This is a genomic window from Arenibacter aquaticus (assembly GCF_003957295.1).
Lineage (GTDB): Bacteria > Bacteroidota > Bacteroidia > Flavobacteriales > Flavobacteriaceae > Arenibacter > Arenibacter aquaticus.
Map to the genome: position 1 here is coordinate 81506 of NZ_RQPJ01000015.1, position 23861 is coordinate 105366.

At 40.0% G+C, this 23861-nt stretch carries 23 protein-coding genes; 13 read left to right on the top strand and 10 right to left on the bottom strand.

The features are described 5' to 3' along the window. The first annotated feature begins 4 nt into the window (after positions 1-4). From EHW67_RS15355 to EHW67_RS15395, 9 genes are all read left to right on the top strand, one after another. Positions 5-1195, top strand: a complete 1191-nt coding sequence (locus EHW67_RS15355; protein ID WP_126163271.1) for a pyridoxal phosphate-dependent aminotransferase — start codon at positions 5-7, stop codon at positions 1193-1195. Next, positions 1195-2211, top strand: coding sequence for a UDP-N-acetylmuramate dehydrogenase (murB, locus tag EHW67_RS15360; RefSeq protein ID WP_126163272.1), 1017 nt, complete (start codon positions 1195-1197; stop codon positions 2209-2211). Before EHW67_RS15355 ends, murB begins: the two co-directional genes overlap by 1 nt. 199 nt (positions 2212-2410) lie before the next feature. Continuing rightward, the gene (locus EHW67_RS15365; RefSeq protein WP_126163273.1) at positions 2411-2974 is read left to right on the top strand and encodes an RNA polymerase sigma factor; all 564 of its coding nucleotides are present in this window, start codon (positions 2411-2413) and stop codon (positions 2972-2974) included. A gap of 82 nt (positions 2975-3056) precedes the next feature. Continuing rightward, the gene (locus EHW67_RS15370; RefSeq protein ID WP_126163274.1) at positions 3057-3815 is read left to right on the top strand and encodes an anti-sigma factor; all 759 of its coding nucleotides are present in this window, start codon (positions 3057-3059) and stop codon (positions 3813-3815) included. Positions 3816-3893: 78 nt separating this feature from the next. Continuing rightward, positions 3894-4097, top strand: coding sequence for a membrane or secreted protein (locus EHW67_RS15375; RefSeq protein ID WP_126163275.1), 204 nt, complete (start codon positions 3894-3896; stop codon positions 4095-4097). A 38-nt stretch (positions 4098-4135) separates the two neighbouring features. After that, positions 4136-4702, top strand: a complete 567-nt coding sequence (locus EHW67_RS15380; RefSeq protein ID WP_126163276.1) for an RNA polymerase sigma factor — start codon at positions 4136-4138, stop codon at positions 4700-4702. Positions 4703-4977: 275 nt separating this feature from the next. Beyond that, positions 4978-5853 (top strand): lipoyl synthase, encoded by an 876-nt coding sequence (gene lipA, locus EHW67_RS15385; RefSeq protein WP_126163277.1) that lies wholly within the window; start codon positions 4978-4980, stop codon positions 5851-5853. 73 nt (positions 5854-5926) lie between these two features. Next, positions 5927-6937 carry a type I glyceraldehyde-3-phosphate dehydrogenase gene (gap, locus tag EHW67_RS15390; protein WP_126163278.1) on the top strand — a complete coding sequence of 337 codons (1011 nt, stop codon included), beginning with the start codon at positions 5927-5929 and terminating at the stop codon, positions 6935-6937. Then, on the top strand, positions 6934-9156 hold the full coding sequence (locus EHW67_RS15395; protein WP_238389956.1) for a tetratricopeptide repeat-containing hybrid sensor histidine kinase/response regulator: 2223 nt from the start codon (positions 6934-6936) through the stop codon (positions 9154-9156). Before gap ends, EHW67_RS15395 begins: the two co-directional genes overlap by 4 nt. Here EHW67_RS15395 and lpxK read toward each other — a convergent pair. Continuing rightward, positions 9153-10157 carry a tetraacyldisaccharide 4'-kinase gene (lpxK, locus tag EHW67_RS15400; RefSeq protein ID WP_126163279.1) on the bottom strand — a complete coding sequence of 335 codons (1005 nt, stop codon included), beginning with the start codon at positions 10155-10157 and terminating at the stop codon, positions 9153-9155. The genes EHW67_RS15395 and lpxK overlap by 4 nt on opposite strands. 49 nt (positions 10158-10206) lie before the next feature. On the opposite strand from lpxK, the gene EHW67_RS15405 reads away from it, so the two are divergent. Continuing rightward, positions 10207-11301: a Nif3-like dinuclear metal center hexameric protein gene (locus tag EHW67_RS15405; protein WP_126163280.1), complete on the top strand. Its 1095-nt coding sequence runs from the start codon at positions 10207-10209 to the stop codon at positions 11299-11301. Between the two features lie 2 nt (positions 11302-11303). Beyond that, on the top strand, positions 11304-12083 hold the full coding sequence (locus EHW67_RS15410; protein WP_126163281.1) for a zinc ribbon domain-containing protein: 780 nt from the start codon (positions 11304-11306) through the stop codon (positions 12081-12083). 64 nt (positions 12084-12147) lie between these two features. On the opposite strand, the gene EHW67_RS15415 is transcribed toward EHW67_RS15410, so the two are convergent. Continuing rightward, the gene (locus tag EHW67_RS15415; protein ID WP_126163282.1) at positions 12148-13491 is read right to left on the bottom strand and encodes an FAD-dependent oxidoreductase; all 1344 of its coding nucleotides are present in this window, start codon (positions 13489-13491) and stop codon (positions 12148-12150) included. A gap of 417 nt (positions 13492-13908) precedes the next feature. Continuing rightward, entirely contained in the window at positions 13909-14457 is a 549-nt protein-coding gene (locus EHW67_RS15420; protein WP_126163283.1) for a ClpP family protease, read from the bottom strand. Between the two features lie 273 nt (positions 14458-14730). Here EHW67_RS15420 and EHW67_RS15425 point away from each other — a divergent pair, with 273 nt between their 5' ends. After that, positions 14731-15417 carry a hypothetical protein gene (locus EHW67_RS15425; protein ID WP_126163284.1) on the top strand — a complete coding sequence of 229 codons (687 nt, stop codon included), beginning with the start codon at positions 14731-14733 and terminating at the stop codon, positions 15415-15417. A 14-nt stretch (positions 15418-15431) separates the two neighbouring features. Here the strand turns inward: EHW67_RS15425 and EHW67_RS15430 are convergent, their stop codons facing one another. From EHW67_RS15430 to EHW67_RS15440, 3 genes are all read right to left on the bottom strand, one after another. Further along, positions 15432-16580, bottom strand: coding sequence for an MFS transporter (locus EHW67_RS15430; RefSeq protein ID WP_126163285.1), 1149 nt, complete (start codon positions 16578-16580; stop codon positions 15432-15434). Positions 16581-16638: 58 nt separating this feature from the next. Beyond that, positions 16639-17919: a kynureninase gene (gene kynU / locus EHW67_RS15435; protein WP_126163286.1), complete on the bottom strand. Its 1281-nt coding sequence runs from the start codon at positions 17917-17919 to the stop codon at positions 16639-16641. Between the two features lie 64 nt (positions 17920-17983). Then, positions 17984-18451, bottom strand: coding sequence for a GNAT family N-acetyltransferase (locus tag EHW67_RS15440; protein WP_126163287.1), 468 nt, complete (start codon positions 18449-18451; stop codon positions 17984-17986). Between the two features lie 41 nt (positions 18452-18492). Here EHW67_RS15440 and EHW67_RS15445 point away from each other — a divergent pair, with 41 nt between their 5' ends. Next, positions 18493-19134 (top strand): O-methyltransferase, encoded by a 642-nt coding sequence (locus tag EHW67_RS15445; protein WP_126163288.1) that lies wholly within the window; start codon positions 18493-18495, stop codon positions 19132-19134. A 110-nt stretch (positions 19135-19244) separates the two neighbouring features. Here the strand turns inward: EHW67_RS15445 and EHW67_RS15450 are convergent, their stop codons facing one another. From EHW67_RS15450 to EHW67_RS15465, 4 genes are all read right to left on the bottom strand, one after another. Further along, the gene (locus tag EHW67_RS15450; RefSeq protein WP_126163289.1) at positions 19245-19823 is read right to left on the bottom strand and encodes a phosphatase PAP2 family protein; all 579 of its coding nucleotides are present in this window, start codon (positions 19821-19823) and stop codon (positions 19245-19247) included. A 1-nt stretch (position 19824) separates the two neighbouring features. Beyond that, on the bottom strand, positions 19825-20106 hold the full coding sequence (locus tag EHW67_RS15455) for a Sec-independent protein translocase subunit TatA/TatB (RefSeq protein WP_126163290.1): 282 nt from the start codon (positions 20104-20106) through the stop codon (positions 19825-19827). Between the two features lie 295 nt (positions 20107-20401). Beyond that, positions 20402-22711, bottom strand: a complete 2310-nt coding sequence (locus tag EHW67_RS15460; protein WP_126163291.1) for a M1 family metallopeptidase — start codon at positions 22709-22711, stop codon at positions 20402-20404. A gap of 61 nt (positions 22712-22772) precedes the next feature. Further along, positions 22773-23282 (bottom strand): DUF6702 family protein, encoded by a 510-nt coding sequence (locus EHW67_RS15465; protein ID WP_126163292.1) that lies wholly within the window; start codon positions 23280-23282, stop codon positions 22773-22775. Between the last annotated feature and the right edge of the window lie 579 nt (positions 23283-23861).

Sequence of the window (23861 nt, forward strand, 5' to 3'; positions counted from 1 at the left end):
TTATATGCCATCAATTTCAAGGAGAGGCCTGAACATGCCAGAATCTCCCATAAGAAAATTAGTCCCATTTGCAGAAGCAGCAATAAAGAGGGGAATAAAAATTATTCATCTCAATATTGGTCAACCGGACATTAAAACACCAAAGGTTGCTTTAGATGCTGTTAAGAATAATAATTTGGAGGTACTATCCTACAGTCGTACCGAGGGTGCTGAATCTTACAGGGAAAAAATTGCGGGATATTACGCTAATAATGACATACATGTAGCGGCCGAGGATATTATTGTCACAACAGGTGGATCCGAGGCCCTATCCTTTGCCATGGGCAGCATTACCGATGCCGAGGATGAAATAATAATTCCCGAACCGTTCTACGCCAATTACAATGGTTTTGCCAATGCAACCGGTATAAAGGTAGTACCTGTGGTTTCCCACATTGAGGATAACTTTGCCCTGCCCCCTATTGAGGAGTTTGAAAAATTGATCACCCTAAAGACCAAGGCCATTCTTATATGCAACCCTGGTAATCCTACCGGATACCTATATAGTAGGGAAGAAATAAAAAAACTGACTAAGATCGTTAAAAATTACGGTCTGTTTTTAGTCGCCGATGAAGTATACCGTGAATTTACCTATGACGGTAGGGAACATTACTCCATTATACAGGAAGAAGGACTAGAGGACCATGCCATTATTGTGGATTCGGTTTCTAAAAGATACAGTATGTGCGGTGCCAGAATTGGGTATTTGGTTTCCAAGAACAAGGAAGTCATTAAAACGGCCATCAAATTTGCTCAGGCACGGTTATCCCCCCCTACCTATGCACAAATTGCCGCCGAAGCTGCACTCGAAACTCCTAAAAGTTATTTTGAAGCGGTTAAGGAAGAGTATGTAGCCCGTAGGGACATCCTAATATCAGAGTTGAGCAAGGTAGAAGGAGTAGTGGCAGCAAGACCACAAGGTGCCTTTTATTGCATTGCCCAACTGCCTATTAAAAATGCTGATGCTTTTGCCCAATGGCTATTGGAGGAGTTTAATGTGGACGGAGAAACCGTAATGGTTGCCCCTGCAGCAGGATTTTATGCCACCGCAGGCTTGGGCACCAATCAGGTAAGAATTGCTTATGTGCTTGAAAAAGAAGACCTCATTAGAGCGGTCTACATTTTAAAGGAGGCCTTAAAAGCATATCCAGGTTAATGCAAATACAGCAGAACATATCCCTTAAAGATTATAACACCTTTGGAATTGCTGTCAATGCCAAGTTCTTTTGTGAGGTCAATTCTATTGCAGAGCTTAAAAAGGCCACCACTTTAAATGGTTACCCCAATTACTTTGTACTGGGAGGGGGCAGCAATATGCTGCTTACCCATGACATTGATGACTTGGTACTCTTTATCAACATCAAAGGCATTGAAGTGGTTTGGGAAAATGAGGATGAAGTATGTTTGGAAGTAAATGCCGGGGAAAATTGGCATCAATTGGTATTGTGGACCTTGGAAAGGAATTATGGCGGATTGGAGAATTTGTCATTGATCCCTGGAAATACCGGTACAGCACCTATTCAAAATATAGGGGCCTATGGCGTTGAACTCAAGGACGTTTTTGTAAGTTGTAAGGCATTGGAATTGGCAACTTATAAAATAAGAACATTTACCAAGGAGGAATGTCAATTTGGATATAGGGACTCTTATTTTAAGAATGATGGTAAGGATAAGTTTATTATTACCTCGGTACGTTTAAAACTCACCAAAAGAAACCATAAATTACATGTAGGGTATGGGGCAATTGTTTCCCAACTACAAACTAACAACATTTCGGAGCCTACTATTAAGGACGTCTCCAATGCTGTTATAGCCATACGAGAGAGCAAGCTTCCAGACCCTAAGAAATTGGGGAATAGCGGAAGTTTCTTTAAGAACCCTATAATTAACGCACAAGAATTCCATACTTTTACAAATAAATACCCACAGGCTCCGTTCTATAAGATTTCCGACGATGAATATAAAATCCCCGCAGGTTGGTTAATAGAGCAATGTGGATTTAAGGGCAAGCGTTTTGGAGATGCTGGAGTTCATAAAAACCAAGCATTGGTATTAGTGAATTATGGCAATGCCAGTGGCAGGGAGATAATGGATCTGGCACATAACATCATAAAAACTGTCTTTGAAACTTTTCAGATTACCATTTCCCCCGAAGTAAATATTATAAAATAACCCCTGACAAAGAATGCCAGGGGCTATACCAAACCAAACTAACCAAAAAATTAAATGCACAGTTACCAGCTGCCCATTTAAATAATTATAACGCTAAGCATAACAATCAATTTTATAAATTAGCGTTTGTTTATATACGAAACAAAAGAGGTAATTGGATGATGAAGTCCAATCTTTTTTTTGAGAATCCAATTATGAAATGAGCATACTACTGGAAAATCATATTGTTGAGCTTCTTCAAGAGCGTAATGACAAGGCCATTTCATTGCTCTACGAACATTATGGGGACACCCTCTACGGTGTAGCCTATAAAGTGGTCCGGGACGAAGAACTGGCCCAGGACGTTGTACAGGAAAGTTTCGTGAAAATCTGGAAAAAAGCCGATTCCTACGACCCCACCAAGGCAAAATTATTTACCTGGTTGTTCCGTATTACAAGGAATACCGCTATTGATAAACTAAGAAGTGCCAACACCAAATCTGATAAAGAAATCCAAATGGATGTTTCTGACGTATATAAACTAGGAACCGAAGGAATAAACCCTGATCTGATGGACGTTCAGGATAATTTGGACAAATTGGATTTAAAGTATCAAGTTGTATTGGAAGCCTTGTTTTTTCAAGGAATGACCCAACAGGAAGCCAGCGATGAATTGGACATACCCTTGGGCACTATTAAATCCAGATTAAAAATTGGACTCAGGGAGTTGAAGAAATTATATGGAACCAGCATGTTGCTCATCTATTTAATAAGTTGTTTATGAATTAAAGCGCAATGTTGATTAGTCCCGGACCAAATACAGTGGACGGACATATGCAATCAAAAAGTGCTTAAAAACTAAGGCCATGAAAGAAAAGATCAAAATATTTTTGGAAACCGACCTATTGGAAAAATACCTTCTAGGTACTACCTCACAGGAAGAAACCCTACAGGTAGAAAGGTACATAGCCATGTATCCGGAAGTAAGAACAACTTATAACGAGCTTCAGGACAACTTAGAGGTCTTTGCCAAAATGCATTCCATGAAGACGCCAGACGGTTTAAAGGAAAGAATCCAAAACAGGATTAAATCCGAGAATACCGGAAGAAAGAGATTCTTTAGGTATGCCATTGCTGCCAGTTTCACTGCCTTGCTTTTTGCCGGGGCATCCTATTTCTTTTGGAACCAGAACCAAAGTTTACAAGAAGAAAATCTTATCGTAAACACTAAGATTCAAAACCTGGAGGAGAATATGCGCATACAGCTGGAGGATGTTAGGAACCAATTCATTGTCCTTAACAACCCCAAGACCAAACGCCTCAACGTTAAGGGAAACAGCAAGGCCAAGGAGCTTAAAGCGGTAGCTTATATTAACCCTGTTAAAAAACTCTCCTATATCAATGTAAGCAAACTACCCAACTTACCTGAAAACCAATGTTATCAGATGTGGGCAGAGGTTAATGGGCAAATGCTTAACCTAGGGGTGATTCAGGAAGCCACGGACAGTGAAAAATTGATGGCGCTTCCCTATGCGGAGAACGCTGTGGGATATATAACCATAGAACCAACGGGAGGAAACACCAGTCCCACGGTAGAAAATATTGTGGCCAATATATCCTATTAACGAAGACTTTAAAGTAATCTTAATCCTTCCAAAGAAGGTTATAAATTTCATATCTTTGCACAAAATAAATGCAGGGATATGAAATTAGTATTTTTAACAATAGGTTTATTGGCTCTTGCCTTTGCAGGTATCGCTATTAAAATATGGTCTAAAAAGGACGGTAAATTTGCAGGAACCTGTGCCAGTCAAAGTCCATTTTTAAACAAAGAAGGCGAGGCTTGTGGTTATTGTGGAAAACTTCCCAGTGAACAGGATTGCCAAAAAGATTCAGTAACCCAATAGGCGCCTCCCCCTGAAGCCATTCCTTATTATACCTTATTTTGGATAAAACAGAAGAATCGCTCCCCAACCTTATTGAAAGAGCCAAATTAGGCAACCAAAAAGCCTTCAGCACCTTATTGAACAACTATTGGAACGATGTCTACGGATTTCAGCTGATTAGAACCAATAATGAGAACGACGCAGAGGATATCACAATCCAGACCTTTTCCAAGGCATTCGACAAAATAAATACGTTTAACGAGGCGTACGAATTTAAAACTTGGTTGATTGCCATTTCTAAGAATCTGCATATCGACCTAATTCGAAAAAGTAAAAGAAACGTTCTTCAGGACAGCCATGAAAATAATAATGAAGCCATAAAAAGGGTTTTGGACGACGCCCCCTCCCCCGAAGACAGCTTAATTACCGAGCAAAACTTGGCCTCCTTATTGGCATATATCAAAAGATTAAAGCCGCACTACCAAGAGGTTATCAACCTCAGATACTTCCATGAACTCCCTTATGCCGAAATAGCTGAGAAATTAGGAGAACCTATCAATAACGTAAAAGTAAAACTGCTACGGGCAAAAAGGCTACTTGCCGAAATCATTAAAAACAATAATTAAAGTTCCGGCTTCAACACGGTATTGCACAAACATTGTTCCTCAGCCTGGAGAAACTGGGACTTGGTTGTTTACAATATAAAACTCAAAGAATATCTGGAAGAAAACGTCCACCTCCTTGTAACCGGTCTTCCAAAGGCCCCATTCACCATTACCCAACTTTTGTAATTGCCCCATAAAAAGCCCTAAGAATCCGTTGGGTTCTATCATAACCATACTTTGGCATCATTTGGTATTTTAACTATATCCCATTTTGTATATTTGCACAAAATCTTACTATGAGCAACGAAACTTTAGAAAGTGTCATCCCTCCAAAAGGAAAGCCAAAATGGTTGCGCGTAAAACTTCCTACGGGTAAAAAATACACCCAATTACGGGGTTTGGTAGATAAATATAAGCTCAACACCATTTGTACCTCGGGAAGTTGTCCCAATATGGGAGAATGCTGGGGAGAGGGCACTGCCACTTTCATGATATTGGGCAATATCTGCACCCGTTCTTGCGGATTCTGTGGAGTTAAGACAGGTAGACCTGAAGATGTGGACTGGGAAGAGCCAGAAAAAGTGGCCAGGTCCATAAAGATAATGGAGATTAAACACGCCGTTCTCACCTCTGTTGACCGGGACGATTTAAAGGATATGGGGTCTATTATCTGGGCCGAAACCGTAAAGGCGGTAAGAAGGATGAACCCCAATACCACAATGGAGACCCTTATTCCGGATTTCCAAGGCATATCCACGCATCTGGACCGCATATTGGCGGTTGGCCCGGAGGTGATATCGCACAATATGGAAACCGTTAAAAGACTAACCAGGGAAGTACGGATACAGGCCAAATACGAAAGAAGCCTTGGCGTATTATCCTATTTAAAGGAAAATGGAGCCAACAGAACCAAATCTGGTATTATGTTGGGACTTGGTGAACGGGAAGAGGAAGTAATCCAAACCCTAGAAGACCTTAGAAAAGCCAATGTAGACGTAGTTACAATAGGCCAATACCTACAGCCATCCAAAAGACATTTACCGGTAAAAGAATATATATTGCCCGATCAATTTAAGAAATATGAGGAAATCGGGTTGGATCTTGGGTTTAGACATGTAGAAAGCGGGGCTTTGGTCCGTTCTTCCTACAAGGCCCACAAACATATTGATTAGCATCCGTACATCCCCAATTTTACAATGCATGACCCCGTAGCGGCATAACGGGAAAAACAGCTTGCCACTTTATATGAAACAGATACATATTGGTATAAACGGCTTCGGAAGAATAGGCCGCACCCTATTCAGACTTCTCAGTGACCAACCCCACTTAAAAGTGGTTGCTATTAACGATTTGGCTGATGCCGGCACCTTGGCCCATTTACTAAAATATGATAGTATACACGGGGTTTTTCCAAAAGAGGTATCCCATACAGGAAACGCAATCCTTGTGGGGAACAGCAAGGTACCACTTTTAAACTGTTCATCACCAAAAGACATTCCTTGGTCCCGGCACAAGGTGGACATTGTTGTAGAGGCCTCTGGCAAGTTTAAGGATAGATCAATATTGGCCCATCACTTAAAAAATGGGGCAAAAAAAGTTATTCTCAGTGTACCCCCATCAGAAGATGATATTAAAATGGTAGTCTACGGTATAAACCATGAAACCTTGGACGGCACTGATGATATTATATCCAATGCCTCCTGTACCACCAACAATGCGGCCCCAATGATAAAGATTATCCAAGATCTTTGCGGTATAGAACAGGCCTATATAACCACTATACACTCCTATACCACCGATCAAAGCCTTCATGATCAGCCCCATAAAGATCTTCGGAGGGCAAGGGCTGCAGGCCAGTCCATTGTCCCCACCACCACAGGTGCTGCCAAGGCACTTACCAAAATATTCCCTGAACTATCGAACGTAATTGGCGGTTGCGGGATTCGTGTACCTGTACCCAATGGATCGCTTACCGATATCACATTTAATGTAAAAAGACAGACAAGTATAGCGGAAATAAACGAAGCTTTTTTGCAAAAATCGCAAAATGAACTCAAAAATATTCTATATTACACAAAAGACCCTATAGTTTCTATCGATATAAACAATACTTATTACTCTTGTACGTTTGATTCTCTGATGACCTCTGTAATTGGAAAAATGGTCAAGATCATAGGATGGTATGACAACGAATCCGGTTACAGTAGCAGAATTGTAGATTTAATTAATTTTATAATACGTAAACAATACGTTTGAAGCCTCTATTCTTACATATAAATAAAAGAAAACTATGGTTCTTAACCTTGGTATTGGTTTTATGCCAAAACATTTCTTTTGCCCAATTAACCGATCCCAATTCATATAATATAACCTCCTACTTTGAAAAGGCGAGAGAATTTGGAAACAGGGACAAAATGGAACCTGCCCTTGAAAGGCTAAACAAGGCAATGGAAGTAGCCTTCCAAAACAACGACAACAAGGCACTTATAGATGCTTATCACAAACTGGCCATACTTTACTTGAGAATGGAAAAGGACGACAGCGCCGAATACTATTCCGACCGTTCAAAATCCCTTTTAAACGACATTTCCTATCCCTACGGAGAGGCCACACATAAATACATAGAAGCCATTATTTCTTTCAGGGACGGCAAGAACTTCTTGGCCATATCCATGTTAAATGAGGCCAAACAGATAAACAATGACCGGAATTTACTGAACAATATTCTTTTTGTTGAGGGCGAAATATTTTTAAATCTAGAAAAATATGAAAGTGCCACTAAAAATTTCAATTCACTGATCGTTAATACGGACATCTATGAAAAAGAATATTTGGCGGCCAAATCGCACCTAAAATTAGCCGAGATACATTTTAAGACAGAAGACTTTGAGGAATCTATAAAAAATGCCGAAAATGCCTTGACATTGGCCGAAACCAATGATTTTCCAGTACAAAGGCTAGCGGCCAACAAACTCCTTGGTCGCGCAAATGAAAGATTGGGCAATTTTAAATCGGCCTTATTTTACAACAGAAACATTTTAGACCTTAAGGACTCGATTTTCACCTACGAAAAAAGTTTGGCCGAAACAAAAACCGCCGATAAGATTCAAACGCAATTTATGCGGGATGAGATTGATAGGCAGGAAACCAAAATTGCCGAATTAAGTCAATCCAAGAACAGATCGGAAATTACCGCCATTTTAACCTCGGCATTTCTGACCATAATTTCCATTTTGGCGGTATCGCTTTACAGAAACAACCAAATAAAATTAAAAACCAACGACCTTTTACAAACAAAGAACAATGAATTACAGGCCGCTAGGGATGCAGCGGTGATGGCCATGGAAGCCAAAACCAACTTCTTATCAACTGTAAGTCACGAATTAAGAACACCGTTGTATGCGGTTACGGGACTAACCCACCTATTATTGGAAGAAAACCCCACCGAGAGTCAGAAAGAACATTTAAAATCTTTGAAATTTTCCGGGGATTACCTGCTGAATTTTATAAATGACATTTTACAGATCAATAAGATCGACGCCGATAAACTGGAAGCCCTTCAAATCGACTTTAACCTTAAAAAGATATTAACGGAAGTTATAAACTCACTGCACCAGAGTGCCAAAGCCAATAACACCAAGCTGGTTTTGGAGTTTGATGAAAATATACCCTCACATCTATTGGGAGACCCCTTAAAGCTTTCCCAGGTATTTATTAATCTTATTGGTAACGGAATAAAATTTACCAAAGACGGACAGGTAACCATTATAGCCAAATTAGTAAAGAAAGTAGAAGAAAACTTAACCATCTATTTTGAGGTCAAGGACAACGGCATTGGTATAGACCCGGAAAAACAACTGAATATATTTGACAGTTTTGAACAGGGTTCTATACAGATTAACAGGGAATACGGTGGCACCGGACTGGGACTCACCATTGTAAAAAGTTTATTAGGCTTGTTTGGTAGTAAAATTCAGTTAAAGAGTGAAGAAGGAAAAGGAAGCTCCTTTTTCTTTGAAGTAGATTTAAAAAGCAAGGACGACCTTATTGAAGATATACCATTTGAAATTACAGAGGAGGCATATGACTTTTCTGGACTTCATATTTTGATTGTGGAAGATAACAAGATCAACCAGGTGATCACCAAAAAAATGTTGAATAAAAAGAATATCAGCTGTGATATTGCCAACAATGGACTGGAAGCGGTGGCCATGGTAAGAAAAACAGATTATGACTGTATTTTAATGGACATACATATGCCGGGTATTAGCGGTGAGGAAGCCACTATAGAGATACGTAAATTCAACAGATTGGTACCCATTATAGCCCTAACGGCAATTTCCCTGGACGATAGTTTGGAAAGTTTTTACGCTGCCGGATGTAATGACGTTGTAACCAAACCCTTTAAACCGGAAGTCTTCTACCAAAAAATTGGAAAGAATATTTTCGATACTAAAAAAAAAATTGAGGCCTAGTCCTTAACCTTAGGAGTATTCAATACTTTTAATAACACTTCTTCCCCTCCACCAAAAAATTTGTGCTTAACGCCAAGATAAAATAAGTTATCTAGCCTACCCTCCAACCTTACATAGTCTTTTTCAGTGGTTAGCACCATCTTCTTGCTGCGGAACATTTCTATTTCCTTTTCTGTAAAAAAATGGTGATCTGAGTAAGCCTTGTGCTCAAAATTGATTCCCTGTTCCTCAAGAAAGGAAACCAATGGCCGAGGATTTGCTATACCCGTCACCAAAGTTATTTCCATACCCTTGAGTTCCTCTAGGGAATATGTTTTACCCCCTCCTTTTACAGAGGTATTATAATCCAAATAGCTAAAAACCACCTTTTGATGTGCCTTAGGATTTAGTTTCTTCAAAATATACTGCTCTTCCTTTTTATCCAGTTCAGCCGGACATTTGGTAACCACCACAATGTGTGCTCGCTTAGCCTCCTTTTTACTGTCCCTTAGATTGCCCGTGGGCAAATACCAATCATCTACGTACAAATTACTGTAAGAAGTCAATAAAATATAATGGTCGCAACGCACCTTCCTATGCTGAAAGGCATCGTCCAGCAATATCAGATCTGGTTCAACTGTCTTTTCCAATTCGGAGATCCCATGCTGGCGCTCGGCATCCACTGCAACAGCAACATGTGGAAACTTCTTACAAATCTGATATGGCTCATCCCCCAGTTGGTCTACAGTGGTTTGCTCACCAGCCAATAAATAGCCCTTGGATTTCCTCCCATACCCCCTGCTTAGAATGGCTAATTTGGTCCCTGCCCTTGCATTGGCAACCAAAAACTCTATCATTGGGGTCTTCCCGGTACCCCCCACACTTAGGTTACCAACACATATGGTCCTGGTATCAAAGGACTTGGAAGTAAATATTCCTAGGTCGTACAAATAATTTCGTATGTACACCACTAGGGCGTATATCAAGGACAGGGGAAAACCCAATTTTCTTAGTAGCTGCATTAGAACGAAAATATAATATTTTATCTTTGGAAGACCATAAATTTAAAAAATGATCATAAAACAAGTTATCCAGACTTTGGAAGAGCTGGCACCTTTGCAATACGCTGAGGATTTTGACAATGTAGGGCTGTTGGTTGGGGATATAAACACCGAAGTTACTGGCATTCTGGTAACCTTGGACACTTTGGAAAATGTAGTAGATGAGGCCATAGCCAAGAAATGCAATCTTATTGTAAGCTTTCACCCCATAATTTTTAGCGGCTTAAAGAAAATTACGGGTGCCAATTACGTGCAGCGGGTAGTCATCAAGGCCATTCAACACAATATTGCCATCTACAGTATGCACACAGCATTGGACAATAGCCAATACGGGGTTAATGCAAAGATCTGTGAAGTATTGAACCTAACAAATCCCTCCATTCTAATCCCTCAGGCAGGCAACATTAAAAAACTGACTACCTATGTGCCAAAAGAGAAGGCAGAGGCCCTTAAAACTGCCCTATTTGATGCAGGGGCAGGGAACATAGGCAACTATAGTCATTGTAGCTTTGCCATAGAAGGCGATGGTAGCTATAGGGCAAAAGAAGGCGCCAATCCCTATCTGGGGAAAATAGGGGAAACGCATTATGAGAAAGAAACCCAGATAAACATTACTTATGCCAAGGCAAATGAATCCAAAATTCTTTCGGCCCTGTTTAACAACCACCCCTATGAAGAGGTGGCCTATGAGGTGCATACTCTGGAAAACAAGAACCAAAATATAGGTATTGGGATGGTTGGAACCCTAGAAAATGAGATGAATGAAACCGATTTTTTTAGGTTTTTGAAGGAAAAAATGGATGTTTCCTGCATACGCCATTCAAATTTTCTTGGAAAGAATATAAAAAAAGTTGCGGTACTGGGCGGTAGTGGTGCATTTGCCATATCAGCGGCAAAGGCCGTAAACGCTGATGTTTTCGTTACCTCCGATCTAAAATACCATCAATTCTACGAGGCCGAAGACAAAATACTTCTGGCCGATATTGGGCACTATGAAACAGAGCAGTTTACAAAAAATCTCTTAGTTGATTATCTTACAAAAAAAATTCCTAATTTTGCAGTCTCTTTATCAGAGAGCAAAACAAATCCCATCAAGTATTTTTAAATATGGCAACAAAGACAGAAACAACGGTAGAAGAAAAGTTAAGAGCTCTATATGATTTGCAATTAATTGATTCTAGAGTTGATGAGATAAGAAATGTAAGAGGAGAACTTCCTCTAGAAGTAGAAGATTTAGAAGACGAGGTTCTTGGCCTAAAAACTAGAATGGACAAGTTAAAGACCGACGTTGAAACAATCAACTACGAAATTGGAGCCAAGAAAAATCTTATTGATGAGGCCAAAGCTTTGATCAAGAAATATTCTGAGCAACAAAAGAACGTTCGCAACAGTAGGGAATTTAATTCTTTGACCAAGGAAGTGGAGTTTCAGGAGCTTGAAATTCAATTGGCAGAAAAAAATATAAAAGAGTTCAAGGCTCAGATAGAGCAGAAGAAAGAAGTTATAGCTGGCACCAAAGAACGTTTAAGTGAAAGGGAGGCCCACCTTAAGCACAAAAAAGGGGAATTGAACGCCATTTTGGCCGAGACCGAAAAGGAAGAGCAGGCTCTTTTGAAAAAATCGGAAGAATACCAAACCCAAATTGAGGAACGATTGGTAAAGGCCTACAAGAGAATACGCAATAATGTAAAGAACGGTTTGGCTGTAGTACCTATTGAAAGAGGTGCCTCTGGCGGTTCTTTCTTTACCATACCACCACAGGTACAGGTAGAAATAGCCTCACGTAAGAAAATTATTAGTGATGAGCACAGTGGTAGAATATTGGTAGATCCAGTTTTGGCCGAAGAAGAACAGGAAAAAATGCAGCAGCTTTTTTCTAAATTATAAATTACCATTGAGACACAAATAAAAAGCCATCCTTTCCGGATGGCTTTTTTTGTTACTATTTTCTTTATTTTAAGAGTGCGAGAATTTTCCTATCCACGGCATCCGTATCCCAAATCTCTTCTATATTGGGTATTTTCATTATTTCCTTCATAATCTCTTCCTGGGCATTGCCATTGGCCAAGGCTTCAGCATAGGGCTGGTTGGAAAACGTTACCCGTGAATAGGCAGGAATCCATTTTTCAGGATATTTTTTAGCAAAACGTTTTTCTATCTTTTTCTGTAATATAAACATAGGATCTGCCGTCATACTGCTCATCTCCACAAAGTTCCTATAGCTCAGCTCAGCTATAGCATCGGCATTGGGTTTGCGCTCCAATTGGTACGCCTTAAAAATTTCCTCCCAGTCGTCTCCGAATCGCCCTATAATTTCCTTAAGGGCAAAAATATCCTCAAACCCAGCGTTCATACCCTGTCCGTAAAACGGCACTATAGCATGGGCAGAATCTCCTACCAACGCCACCTTGTCCCAGTAGGTCCAAGGATAGCATTTAATGGTAACCAAAGCACTAGTTGGATTCTTAAAGAAATCTGTAGTAAGATCTTCAATTACGGGAGTAACATCGGGGAAATAGGTATTAAAAAATTTTTTGGCCTCATCCTTGGTATTTAATTTCTCAAATGAGACTTCCCCTTCAAATGGCAGGAAAAGAGTACAAGTAAAACTTCCATCCATATTGGGCATGGCTATAAACATAAACTTTCCCCTTGGCCAGATGTGGAATGAATGCATGTCCAACTTATGGGTACCATCTTCGTTAGCTGGTATGGTAAGCTCTTTATAGCCTACGTCTATAAACTCCTGATGATAATTAAACCTACTCCTTCTCTGCATTTTATGCCGCACTCGTGAAAAGGCTCCATCACAACCAAAAACAATATCATAGTCATATTCCTTCCAAGCTCCTTTTTCGGTAGCGCCAGTATAGATTTTGCCTTCCGGTAGGTTTACATCCCAAACCTTTTCTTCAAAATGGAATTTAGCCCCTTCCGCCTCTGCCAGATCTATCATTTTACGGTTCAGAACCCCTCTGGAAATAGACCAGATGGCCTCGCCCTCCTTACCGTATTTTTGGTAATATTCCGGCTTTCCCGCCAAGTGGATAGCACGTTTGTCCAACGGAATGGCAATTCTCTTTACTTCTTCCTCTATACCCACTTCACGCAGGGCTGTCCACCCCCTATCGCTCATCGCCAGGTTAATGGATCTCCCTGAAAATTGAACATTTCTTATATCGGGCCTTCGATCATAAACCGTTATTTGGTGTCCCAACTTCTTTAGATAGATTGCTAATAAGGAACCAACCAGCCCTGAGCCGATTATAGCAATGTTTTTGGGCGTCTGAATCATATTGATATTAATAGAGGAAAACTAATTGTTAAAAGACTAAATGTAGTAAAATAAAGTAACTTGAATAAATAGATGATAAAACATCACAATTGGCATATATTTTATGCAGGTCTATTAGACCATATATATCTCCCCATTAACCAGAGTGAAAAGTTTCCATACATTGGGTTTTTGACCACATAAACGCTAGCCGCCAACTTAAAAAATTGGATCACCAAAATCCAAAACCCCTGTTTCTTACGTATATAAAACATACCGCTTAGGCGTCCATATATAAAAAGGGCCTTCACATTAAGATTGTGAAGGCCCTTTCTCTTTTATATTACACCTACTATTTCCCTGTAAAACAAGACATTTATATACATCCCTTTAAAAAAACAAAAAGATTAGAATCTTGTTTTTTGCAGTCTAGGGCAGCTATTCCAGAATTCCGTCCACAATCCCGTAAGCAATAGACTCCTCTGCGTTCATCCAATAATCCCTATCAAAATCCTTCATTACCTTCTCAAAATCCTGACCACAATTCTCAGCCAACAATTTTGCACTAAGCTCGCGTGTTTTTATGATTTCCTTTGCTTGAATCTCAATATTGGAGGCCTGTCCCCTAGCTCCTCCACTAGGTTGATGGATCATTACCTGTGCATGTGGCTGAATAAACCGCCTACCTTTTTCCCCAACGGAAAGTAATATAGACCCCATGGATGCCGCCAAACCGGTACATATTGTAGAAACTGGACTCTTTAACGCTTTTATGGTATCGTACATAGCGAAACCAGAAGTTACGTATCCTCCCGGACTATTTATGTACAATTGAATTTCCTTATTGTTTTGCATATCCAAATACAACAAACGATCTATGACATGTTTGGCCGTATCATCATCAACCATACCCCATAAAAACACTTTCCTTTCGTCTAGTAGTTTTTCATCAATTGCCTCTTGTATCTTTCCTTTTTTTGAACCCATTTTTCGATTTCTTATTGAGTTATCAAAAATAATGAATTTATTGGGAATTACTACAGCTAAATTATTTGACCCTACATTCCTTTTATCAAATAGGTTCGGCATATCTTGAATTAATAAAATTCAATGGAAGAAGATAGCAGCATCGTGCACCAATTACCTACTAAGGAAAGGCTAGCTCCCTAAGGATGCGTAACTTTACACTCAACTCCCCCATGTACTGGAAGATTTTACTGGATTATGGCAAAAACCTATTATCTTTGATAAAAACCAAAAATGAAAAAATCACTACCAATCATTTTAGGCCTCTCTTTTGCCCTGTTAGCTTGTAAAACAGATAAAAAAACAGAGACAACCCATCAGACACAGGAATTATCCATTTTAGACAAGGTCGCCCATGCCCATGGATTTAATGAATTTAAGAATGTAAAGGAAATAGCATTTACATTCAACGTAGACCGAGACAGCAGTCATTTTGAGCGTAGTTGGGTTTGGAATACCCTTACCAACGACATTAAGGCTATTAGTCAGAACGACACAGTAACCTACAATCGCAAGGATATGGACAGCACGGCGACCAAAATAAATGGAGGATTTATCAATGACAAGTATTGGCTCATGGCTCCCTTTAACTTGGTCTGGGACAAGAAGAACATTACCTATGACCACCTAAACGATGTCCCGGCTCCAATCAGTAAAAATCCTATGCAAAAATTGACCATAGTCTATGGCAATGAGGGAGGTTACACTCCAGGTGATGCCTATGACTTTTATTTTGGGGAAGATTATATTATCAAGGAATGGATCTTTAGAAAATCCAATCAGGAAGAACCATCCTTGGTTACCACCTGGGAAAAGTATGTAGATATCAATGGCCTCAAGATTTCGGAAATGCACCAAAAAGAAGACGGAAGTTTCAAGCTGTACTTCACAAACATCAAAATAACCTCAAAAAACCCCTAGGTACCACCGTCACTTTATTTCCTCTTATAATACAGACCAATACTGGACCCCATTACAATAACAGCACACAAAAGTAGTATTACAAAAGTATAATGTAGCGAGTAGGTCTCGGCTACAAAACCAAGGGCAACAGGCCCCAATAAAAATCCGGAATACCCGGTTCCCGCAATAAAAGCTACGCCTTGGGAAGAATCCACACCTCTAACGGATCCCCCAATTCTAAAAAGTTCTGGAATTATTACCGAAAAGCCCAATCCGATCAAGGCAAAGCCCACTATAGCCAAATAAATATAAGTAGTTAAAACAAATAGAAAACCAACAATAGCAATGGATGCGCCTAGTCCTACCATTTTTATTGAACCTATAGAAGCGCTTATACTATCTCCCAAGAACCTACCCAAGGTCATCATAACGGAAAAAGCCAAAAACCCAGTTCCTATAAGTGCTTCCGGGGCCTTACTTATTTCCTGAAGATAAAGTCCGCTCCAATCGACAATAGCGCCCTCCCCTCCCATTACTATAAAAGAAATAATCCCAAGAACAAGGAGTGGCCGAAATAACTTTAAACTAAAGGCTTCTTTCTCCACTGCTGCGGCTACAATATGTTTATAGTGTTTGTGAAAAGCCCAATTAACAAGCAATACCAGCATTACAGCATAAAGCATATGCAATGCAGGGTTATTAATAGTTATGATCAAAAAACTTCCCAAACCCGCCAATACACCTCCCAAACTGAAAAAGCCATGGGAAGCCGACATAATTTTTTGCTTATCCTCTTTTTCTATCTCGGTAACCAAGGTATTCATGGCAATATCGGTTAGTCCATTACTCGCCCCCATAAGGAATAGAGCCCCCATAAGAGCATAGTAATTAGGGGCCAACAAAGGCAACAAGGCCGCAGCTGCACTAAATAAAAGACCGTACCAGGTAACTCTTCCCACACCAAACCTGTTTATAATTTTAGCTGCTACCGGAAACACGACAAATACACCCAGAGATAGAAAAAAAATGGCAATTCCCAAATCGGCCTTATCAATGTTTAGTTTTTCCTTTACCGACGGTATATAAATTGCCCAGGTACCAAATAATATATTAATACTAGCAAATACCCATGAAGGTGCAAAGTACCTAGGGTTGGAAAGAATTAGTCGGAGAGATTTCATACTGGTTATTTACAATGCCGCCAATGGACTGTGGCGGAAGACTATAGATTAAAGGATATTACTTAACCTTCCCTTTTAGTTGTATCCCTGATTTTAATATTTGCCCAAAATGGTACATATCTGTAAAGGAACAATAAAAGGGTGCCGGAGCCAACCGAATAACATTGGGTTCCCTCCAATCTGTAATCACCCCGTGGTCCATTAAATAATTAAAGAGATCCTTACCCTGACCGTGTAAAAAAACTGAAAGCTGGCATCCTCTTTCCACAGGAGTAATAATCTGGAACGACCCAGCGGTTTCATTATCAATTTCACCAAGCACAAACTCCAAATACGCCACTATAAGATCCCTTTTGGCTATAAGTGGCTCCATTCCTACCTCATCAAACATTTCCAAAGAAGCCAAGTATGGGGCCAGTGATAATATCGGAGGGTTGCTTACCTGCCAGGCATCGGCGTTTTCCATAGGCTCAAATTCGGGCTTCATTAAAAACCTGGTTTCTTTTTTGGTGCCCCACCATCCTTCAAATCGAGGTATATCGACCCTGTTCAAGTATTGTTCGTGCACAAATACCCCTGAGAGGTTGCCAGGACCGCTATTCATATATTTATAGCTACACCATGCAGCAAAATCTACCCCCCAATCATGAAGTTTTAATTTTACATTTCCAGCGGCATGGGCCAAATCCCATCCTACAAAAGCTCCTACTTCTTTTGCTGATTTGGTTATGGCCTCCATATTAAACACCTGGCCATTGTAATAGTTTACCCCTCCTATAAGCACTAATGCCAACTCATCCCCAACCTCTTTTATCTTATCCAAAATATCCGAGGTACGCCAATAATGCTCCCCTTCTCTTTTCTTTATTTCCACAATGGCATCTTCGGGCTGTAGACCGTGAAACTGGACCTGACTCTTTAACATATATTGGTCCGAAGGAAAGGCCTTTTCTTCACATATAATTTTAAATCTATGTGAGGTAGGCCTGTAAAAAGATACCATAAGCATATGCAGGTTTACCGATAGGGTATTCATAACGGTCACTTCCTTGGTCTTTGCCCCTACCACTTTGGCCAAGGGTGCCGCCAATCTTTCATGATAATCCCACCAAGGTTTCTCTGCATGAAAATGTCCTTCCACAGCTAGGTCCTTCCATGCTGTCATTACCTCGTCTATATATTCCTGGGTACGCTTTGGCTGCAGTCCCAAGGAATTTCCGGTAAAATAAATAACATCCTTCCCTTTAACCTTTGGAAAGTGGAATTCATTGCGGTAATCCTTTAAGGGATCCGCAGCGTCCAATTGTTGGGCAAACTCCAATGAATTTTTAAATTCCATATTATAAATTTTATCCAAAAATACAATTTACCAGAGGAAGCTACTGGGTTAAAAAACTATATTTTTACAGATTCACTTCTGTTCTCATTTCTACAATATGTTCACGAAAGCCCGCCTTTTCATAGGCCTTTATTGCCTTGGTGTTATCTTTGTACACCGTAAGCCTTATTTCTGTAAGCCCCTTAGATTTTGACCAATCCTTTAAAGCCTCCACAATAGCCTTATTCACTCCCTTTCCCCTGTAACCAGGATGGGTATACATAAATCCAAGGTAGGCATAAGATTCATGGATCAAATAAGATTTTGCCTCCCTTATTTGCCCATAGCCAGATCCTATGAGCCTAGCATTAATTTCTGCTACCATAACAATGGCAGAATTGGAAAGTATGAGCTCCCTTAGGTCATAATAGCTTATAGGGTGCTCATCCAAGGTAGGATCATATGGCCGCTCTGCCCGTATTATTTCCTGTTCAAAAGACTTCAAGGTCATTAGATCGGTCAAAGTGGCCTTTCTTATCGTATATTGTTCCATGATTACTATCTTTGAACCCCTAAATATACAAAGTTAGATCCATGAATTTCTTATCTCCCATATTGGAAAAATATATTGCCGACCATTCGGAACCAGAGCCAGTACTGCTTCAAAAACTTACGAGGGAAACCCACGTAAAGGTTGTACAACCCCGGATGATCACCGGACATTTCCAAGGTAGGGTACTAAGTCTATTGTCCAAGCTTATTTACCCCAACAGAATTCTGGAAATAGGCACCTATACCGGTTATTCTGCCCTATGCCTGGCAGAAGGACTACAGCGGGAAGGAACCTTGCACACCATAGATATCAACGAGGAGTTACACGATATGCAGAGAAGGTATTTTGAACAAAGTGAATACAATGACCAAATTGTGCAACACACAGGGGATGCCCTGGAAATTATACCACAAATGAATGAGGTTTTTGATCTTGTTTTTATCGATGCCGAAAAAGTAAGTTACGACCATTATTTTGAAGCTGCCATAAAAAAATGCCGACCAGGTAGTGTCATTTTATCGGATAATGTGCTTTGGTCCGGCAAAGTGGTAGAACCCTTGAACCCTAAGGACAAGGCTACCAAAGTACTATTGGATTACAACAAGAAATTAAGGGATGATCCACGGGTAGAAACTGTACTTTTGCCCATTAGGGACGGACTTACACTAAGTAGGGTGCTATAGATTGGTATACAGCTTTGGCGATAGAACTAAAGACAAGACAGGGTTTTACCAACTTCATGGCATATGGGACACCCATAAACCCCTCACCCACGGCCTATTTAAAAAAACAGTTATGACAATCCATGAGTTTGGTTCTTCTTAGTCCCTCGCCATGCATTGTACAAGCGGTAAAAAAGAAAGGCAAAAAGTATGCCTACCCCTGCTCCTACCAATAAATCCAAAGGGTAATGAACCCCTACATAAATTCGACTAGTTGCAAACATTAAAGGCCATATAAAAAAGAGCCAGCTCCATTTAAATTTATCTTTAAGAAATAGGAAGAAAGCGGTAGTAATACTAAATGAACTTGAGGCATGGCCCGAAAAAAAACTATAGCCCGAGGGGCTTTTAAGTATTCGGATCAAGGTGTTTATTTCTTCAGTGTTATTGGGTCGCAAACGGGCCACCCATTCCTTGACTATACCCGTAAACATAGCCACAAAAATTAATGTAAACAGCACGGTACCCAGAACCCACAAGGCCTCACCTTTAGGATATTTCCTAAAAACAAGGACTACAAATAAAATAAAAAGGGGAATCCATGTAGAGAAATTGGTAATGGTAGACCAAAAGACATCATGATTCTCGATGCCCAAACTGTTCAAGTAAATGAAGACATCCCTGTCCCATTGCAACAGTCTATCCAGCATACTATTTTCTTTTGACAACTCCAGTTACCTCATCAACATTTTGCTTAACCTTATTGATCTCGTCTTTTATGTCGTTTGTAAAACTAGTATCAATACCCTGTTTTTCGGCACTTTTCTGAATCTCATTTTTAATATCCTCTGTAGCGTCCTTTAATTGTCGCATACCCTTGCCCAATCCCTTGGCAATACCTGGAATTTTATCTGCACCAAATACCATTACCACTATAAACATGATAAAGAATATTTCGGCACCGCTAATAAATAGAATTATCGTACTTAACATAACACAAATATAATGAGAAGTTTGTCAGTTGCATAAAAAATATGGTTAACTTTTTTTGAATGGCCCCAACCCTGTACATAATGGGGATACAGTCTCTAAAACTCAATTGGAGCAGCATTTAATCCCATAAAAGAAGCTCCTAATTACAGATTCTAACACATTTTTCTGCAAACTAGGACAACGGTTATCACAAAGAAAAGCCCCGATACCCGTAGCGCTTAGGCTATCCGGTATTGGGGCTAGTCTTTTGTTGGGAGCAAACCTTAGGGTACACTTCCCGATGGGCATACAAAAATTATTTCCCTTTTAATCCTTCTTTAAATGCGTCAAATTCAGATTTAACCTCTTTTGCCGGCCAAGAATTATTGGTGATATCTATATCGGCAGTTTCCGCTTTGGGATCTACCGCAATCCCAACCAATTCTTTGGTAGAGGAAACCACACGTTTAACCTCCTTATCGTTTTTCCTCCATATTTCAGGGGGATAGGTAACATTTTCCCTAGTGCCATCTGCATAGGTATATTCCACTATCAATGGCATTGGGATACCTCCCGGCTTATTAAAGGTTATCTCATAGAAATATTTAGGCTCCTTAACGGCGTTACGTTCAGCGGCCGTCATATTATCCATCATAAATTCCTTTAGTGTCCTGGAATTTTCAGAAGGTGCTCTTCCTTTTAAATTGGCATCGTGATCCTCACTGCCCTCTTCGGCCAAAAATACCAAGGGAGGCAAATCTTGCTCTTTTATGTTCCTTGCAGCCATTAGTTCCATCATTTGCTTTGTAGGCTTGTTGGATACATAGTATTTTTTAACGTCTTTTACACCTATGTCAACATAATCCGTAGAATAGAACCAACCTCTCCAAAACCAATCCAAGTCTACGGCCGAAGCATCTTCCATAGTTCTGAAAAAGTCTTCAGGTGAAGGGTGTTTAAACATCCAGCGTTGCGCATAGGTCTTAAAGGCATGGTCAAACAATTCCCTACCCATCACAGTTTCCCTAAGAATATTTAAGGCCGTTGCGGGCTTTCCATAGGCATTGTTCCCCAATTGGTACACATTTTCCGGATTGGACATGATAGGAGCTATGGTGCTTTGGTCCCCTGACATATATGGTATAATTTTTGAAGGCTCGCCTCTTCTTGAAGGATATTTACTATTTGGTGCAATGGCCTCTGGGTAAGCTTCCCCAAACTCCTGTTCAGCAATATATTGCATAAAAGTATCCAAGCCTTCGTCCATCCATCCCCACTGACGCTCGTCAGAATTAACGATCATAGGAAAAAAGTTGTGGCCTACTTCATGAATAATTACCGAAATCATTCCGTATTTCACCCTATCGGAATATGTGCCATCCTCATTTGGCCTTCCATAGTTCCAACAGATCATAGGATATTCCATCCCTTGATTCTTGGCATGTACAGATATCGCCTTAGGGTAAGGGTAATCAAAAGTGTGATCGGAATAAGAGCGAAGCGTGTGGGCCACGGCCTTGGTAGAATACTCCTCCCACAAAGGGTTTCCCTCCTTGGGATACATAGAAATAGCCATTACGTCCTTGCTCCCTACCTTTACAGCCTGCATATCATAAATAAACTTTCGGGATGTTGCAAACCCAAAGTCGCGCACATTTTTCGCTTTCAGCTTCCAGGTCTTCTTTTTCTCGGAAAATCCTTTTTCAGCTTCCTCGGCTTCGGCTTGGGTTACAATAAGCACAGGCTTATCATAGGATTTTTTTGCCTGCTCATAGCGCTTAATCATTTCCTTGCTAAATACCTCCTTCATATTCTGCAGCTCCCCGGTACCGTCCAAAATATGATCGGCAGGAACAGTAATATTTACCTCATAATCCCCAAAAGGAAGTGCAAATTCACCGCTGCCCCAGAATTGATGGTTCTGCCATCCCTCTATATCACTATAAACGGCCATTCTAGGAAAGAACTGTGCAATAACATAAGCTCTATTACCGTCTTTTGGAAAATATTCATAACCAGAACGTGCCCGGTTTACAGTATGGTCTGGAATATTGTACCACCATTTAATGGAAAAAGAAACCTGCTCCTGGCTTTTCAGAGGTTCAGGAAGGTCTATCCGCATCATGGTCTGATTAATGGTATAAGGCAATGGCTTGCCCTTTTCATCCCTTACATATTCTATATTAAAACCTCCGTCAAAAGGCTCTGTCATATACTTTCCAGCAAATTTGGCCACTGGTTCTGCCAAAGGTATCTCTCCCCCATTACGCAATGGGGATTTGGAATCTTTGGAACGAACATTTTGATCTAACTGTAACCATAAAAATGCTAGGTCATCTGGCGAATTGTTGGTGTAGGTTATAGTTTCTGATCCATAGAGTTTTGCATTCTTGTCATCGAGCTCTATATCCATTTTATAATCAGCCTGCTGCTGATAGTAGTCTGGACCTGGAGCACCAGAGGCTGATCTATAGGTATTAGGGGTAGCAAATTCCTCGTAAAGCTGCTTAAATTTATTCTGGTTAACATGACCGGCCTCCCGCTCATTACTTACTTCGTCCTGAGCAACCGTTACGGCCGCAAAAAGGAACATTAGCGAAGCAAAAACATATTTCATTCTACTCATATTTTATTATAATTTTTTTTCAGCGCGGGAATTTAACTATTTAATGACTGATTGTTATTATTTACTTTAAGTTTAACATTCCTTTATTATTTTCCCTGATCAAAACAAAGCTCTTTTTCTCTCCTTTTGCCCTAATGTGCACCACATTTTTTTGTTCCTCAAAGTAATCCATCAAGACTTCGTTCTGCACTGCAACCGAGCTCAAGGTATCCAAATCAACCCCAGGAATTTCCAAAAAGCAAATCATAAGATCGTTATCATATTTTTTGCCCAAATAATCATAGGCTACCTCCTTACCATTGACAGATATAGCCAACTTGGCCCTAAAATATTTTTCTATAAAATCATTGGCCTGCGAAGACTCGTCCTTAGTAGCCAAATTGGCCTTAAGGCCGTATCGCTCTTGGAGCAGCTTATCCATATCATCTATAAAAACCCGACTGCTTATCTGTAAGGCCCTGTCGTTTTCTGAGTAATCTACTGTAGTTACACTGAGGTAGAATTTATGTGCAACGCCAAATGCCAATAACGGCAACAACACTAGCAGCATTGCTTTTTTTAAGTATCCCATTCGTAATTTTATTCTTTTTTTATAGCCATAAAGATAAGGGAAGTAATGCGGCAAGTATGCCTTTTTTACATCCAAGGAGATAATACTATGGATATCCAATTGTATTTATCCTTCAAAGATAAGCAATGACTGTGCCATTTTATCTGACTATCCACGGGATTTATTTGAATTTTAGTTTTATTCAATGTACTTTATGAAGTTGATAAAAAAGAAATGAAATTGCAATAAACACCCTTGATATGGGTTGACCTTTACTGCCTTTAGTTAATTGTTTACTGATTATTGCTAATTGTTAACAAACAGCCTGTCACCCAACAACCCCTTTCACTTCTCAATACAATTCCCCTACGGCGGATCACTCGAAGTCACGAAAGGGAATGACAGCTTCAGGAAATTGTTTATTGATCAATAAATAAGTCTTGCCCCGACGACCCTGGTCGGTGGACTTTTTTTACTTTTTAACTGTCTTTTCTCTCTTCTCTTTTTTCTTAGCTTATTGAGCTTTTGGCTTTTAGCTTTTGCCTTCTGACTAGTGACTATTTACTCTTCATTGCTCTATGTCACCTCGACAGAGTCCCT

Coding starts and splice junctions, on each gene's coding strand:
- gap (WP_126163278.1), top strand. CDS start 5,927: ATGAAACAGATACATATTGGTATAAACGGCTTCGGAAGAATAGGCCGC.
- EHW67_RS15405 (WP_126163280.1), top strand. CDS start 10,207: ATGATCATAAAACAAGTTATCCAGACTTTGGAAGAGCTGGCACCTTTG.
- lipA (WP_126163277.1), top strand. CDS start 4,978: ATGAGCAACGAAACTTTAGAAAGTGTCATCCCTCCAAAAGGAAAGCCA.
- EHW67_RS15365 (WP_126163273.1), top strand. CDS start 2,411: ATGAGCATACTACTGGAAAATCATATTGTTGAGCTTCTTCAAGAGCGT.
- EHW67_RS15420 (WP_126163283.1), bottom strand. CDS start 14,457: ATGGGTTCAAAAAAAGGAAAGATACAAGAGGCAATTGATGAAAAACTA.
- EHW67_RS15465 (WP_126163292.1), bottom strand. CDS start 23,282: ATGGGATACTTAAAAAAAGCAATGCTGCTAGTGTTGTTGCCGTTATTG.
- EHW67_RS15415 (WP_126163282.1), bottom strand. CDS start 13,491: ATGATTCAGACGCCCAAAAACATTGCTATAATCGGCTCAGGGCTGGTT.
- EHW67_RS15460 (WP_126163291.1), bottom strand. CDS start 22,711: ATGAGTAGAATGAAATATGTTTTTGCTTCGCTAATGTTCCTTTTTGCG.
- EHW67_RS15355 (WP_126163271.1), top strand. CDS start 5: ATGCCATCAATTTCAAGGAGAGGCCTGAACATGCCAGAATCTCCCATA.
- EHW67_RS15370 (WP_126163274.1), top strand. CDS start 3,057: ATGAAAGAAAAGATCAAAATATTTTTGGAAACCGACCTATTGGAAAAA.
- kynU (WP_126163286.1), bottom strand. CDS start 17,919: ATGGAATTTAAAAATTCATTGGAGTTTGCCCAACAATTGGACGCTGCG.
- EHW67_RS15455 (WP_126163290.1), bottom strand. CDS start 20,106: ATGTTAAGTACGATAATTCTATTTATTAGCGGTGCCGAAATATTCTTT.
- EHW67_RS15445 (WP_126163288.1), top strand. CDS start 18,493: ATGAATTTCTTATCTCCCATATTGGAAAAATATATTGCCGACCATTCG.
- EHW67_RS15410 (WP_126163281.1), top strand. CDS start 11,304: ATGGCAACAAAGACAGAAACAACGGTAGAAGAAAAGTTAAGAGCTCTA.
- EHW67_RS15375 (WP_126163275.1), top strand. CDS start 3,894: ATGAAATTAGTATTTTTAACAATAGGTTTATTGGCTCTTGCCTTTGCA.
- EHW67_RS15430 (WP_126163285.1), bottom strand. CDS start 16,580: ATGAAATCTCTCCGACTAATTCTTTCCAACCCTAGGTACTTTGCACCT.
- EHW67_RS15450 (WP_126163289.1), bottom strand. CDS start 19,823: ATGCTGGATAGACTGTTGCAATGGGACAGGGATGTCTTCATTTACTTG.
- EHW67_RS15425 (WP_126163284.1), top strand. CDS start 14,731: ATGAAAAAATCACTACCAATCATTTTAGGCCTCTCTTTTGCCCTGTTA.
- lpxK (WP_126163279.1), bottom strand. CDS start 10,157: ATGCAGCTACTAAGAAAATTGGGTTTTCCCCTGTCCTTGATATACGCC.
- murB (WP_126163272.1), top strand. CDS start 1,195: ATGCAAATACAGCAGAACATATCCCTTAAAGATTATAACACCTTTGGA.
- EHW67_RS15440 (WP_126163287.1), bottom strand. CDS start 18,451: ATGGAACAATATACGATAAGAAAGGCCACTTTGACCGATCTAATGACC.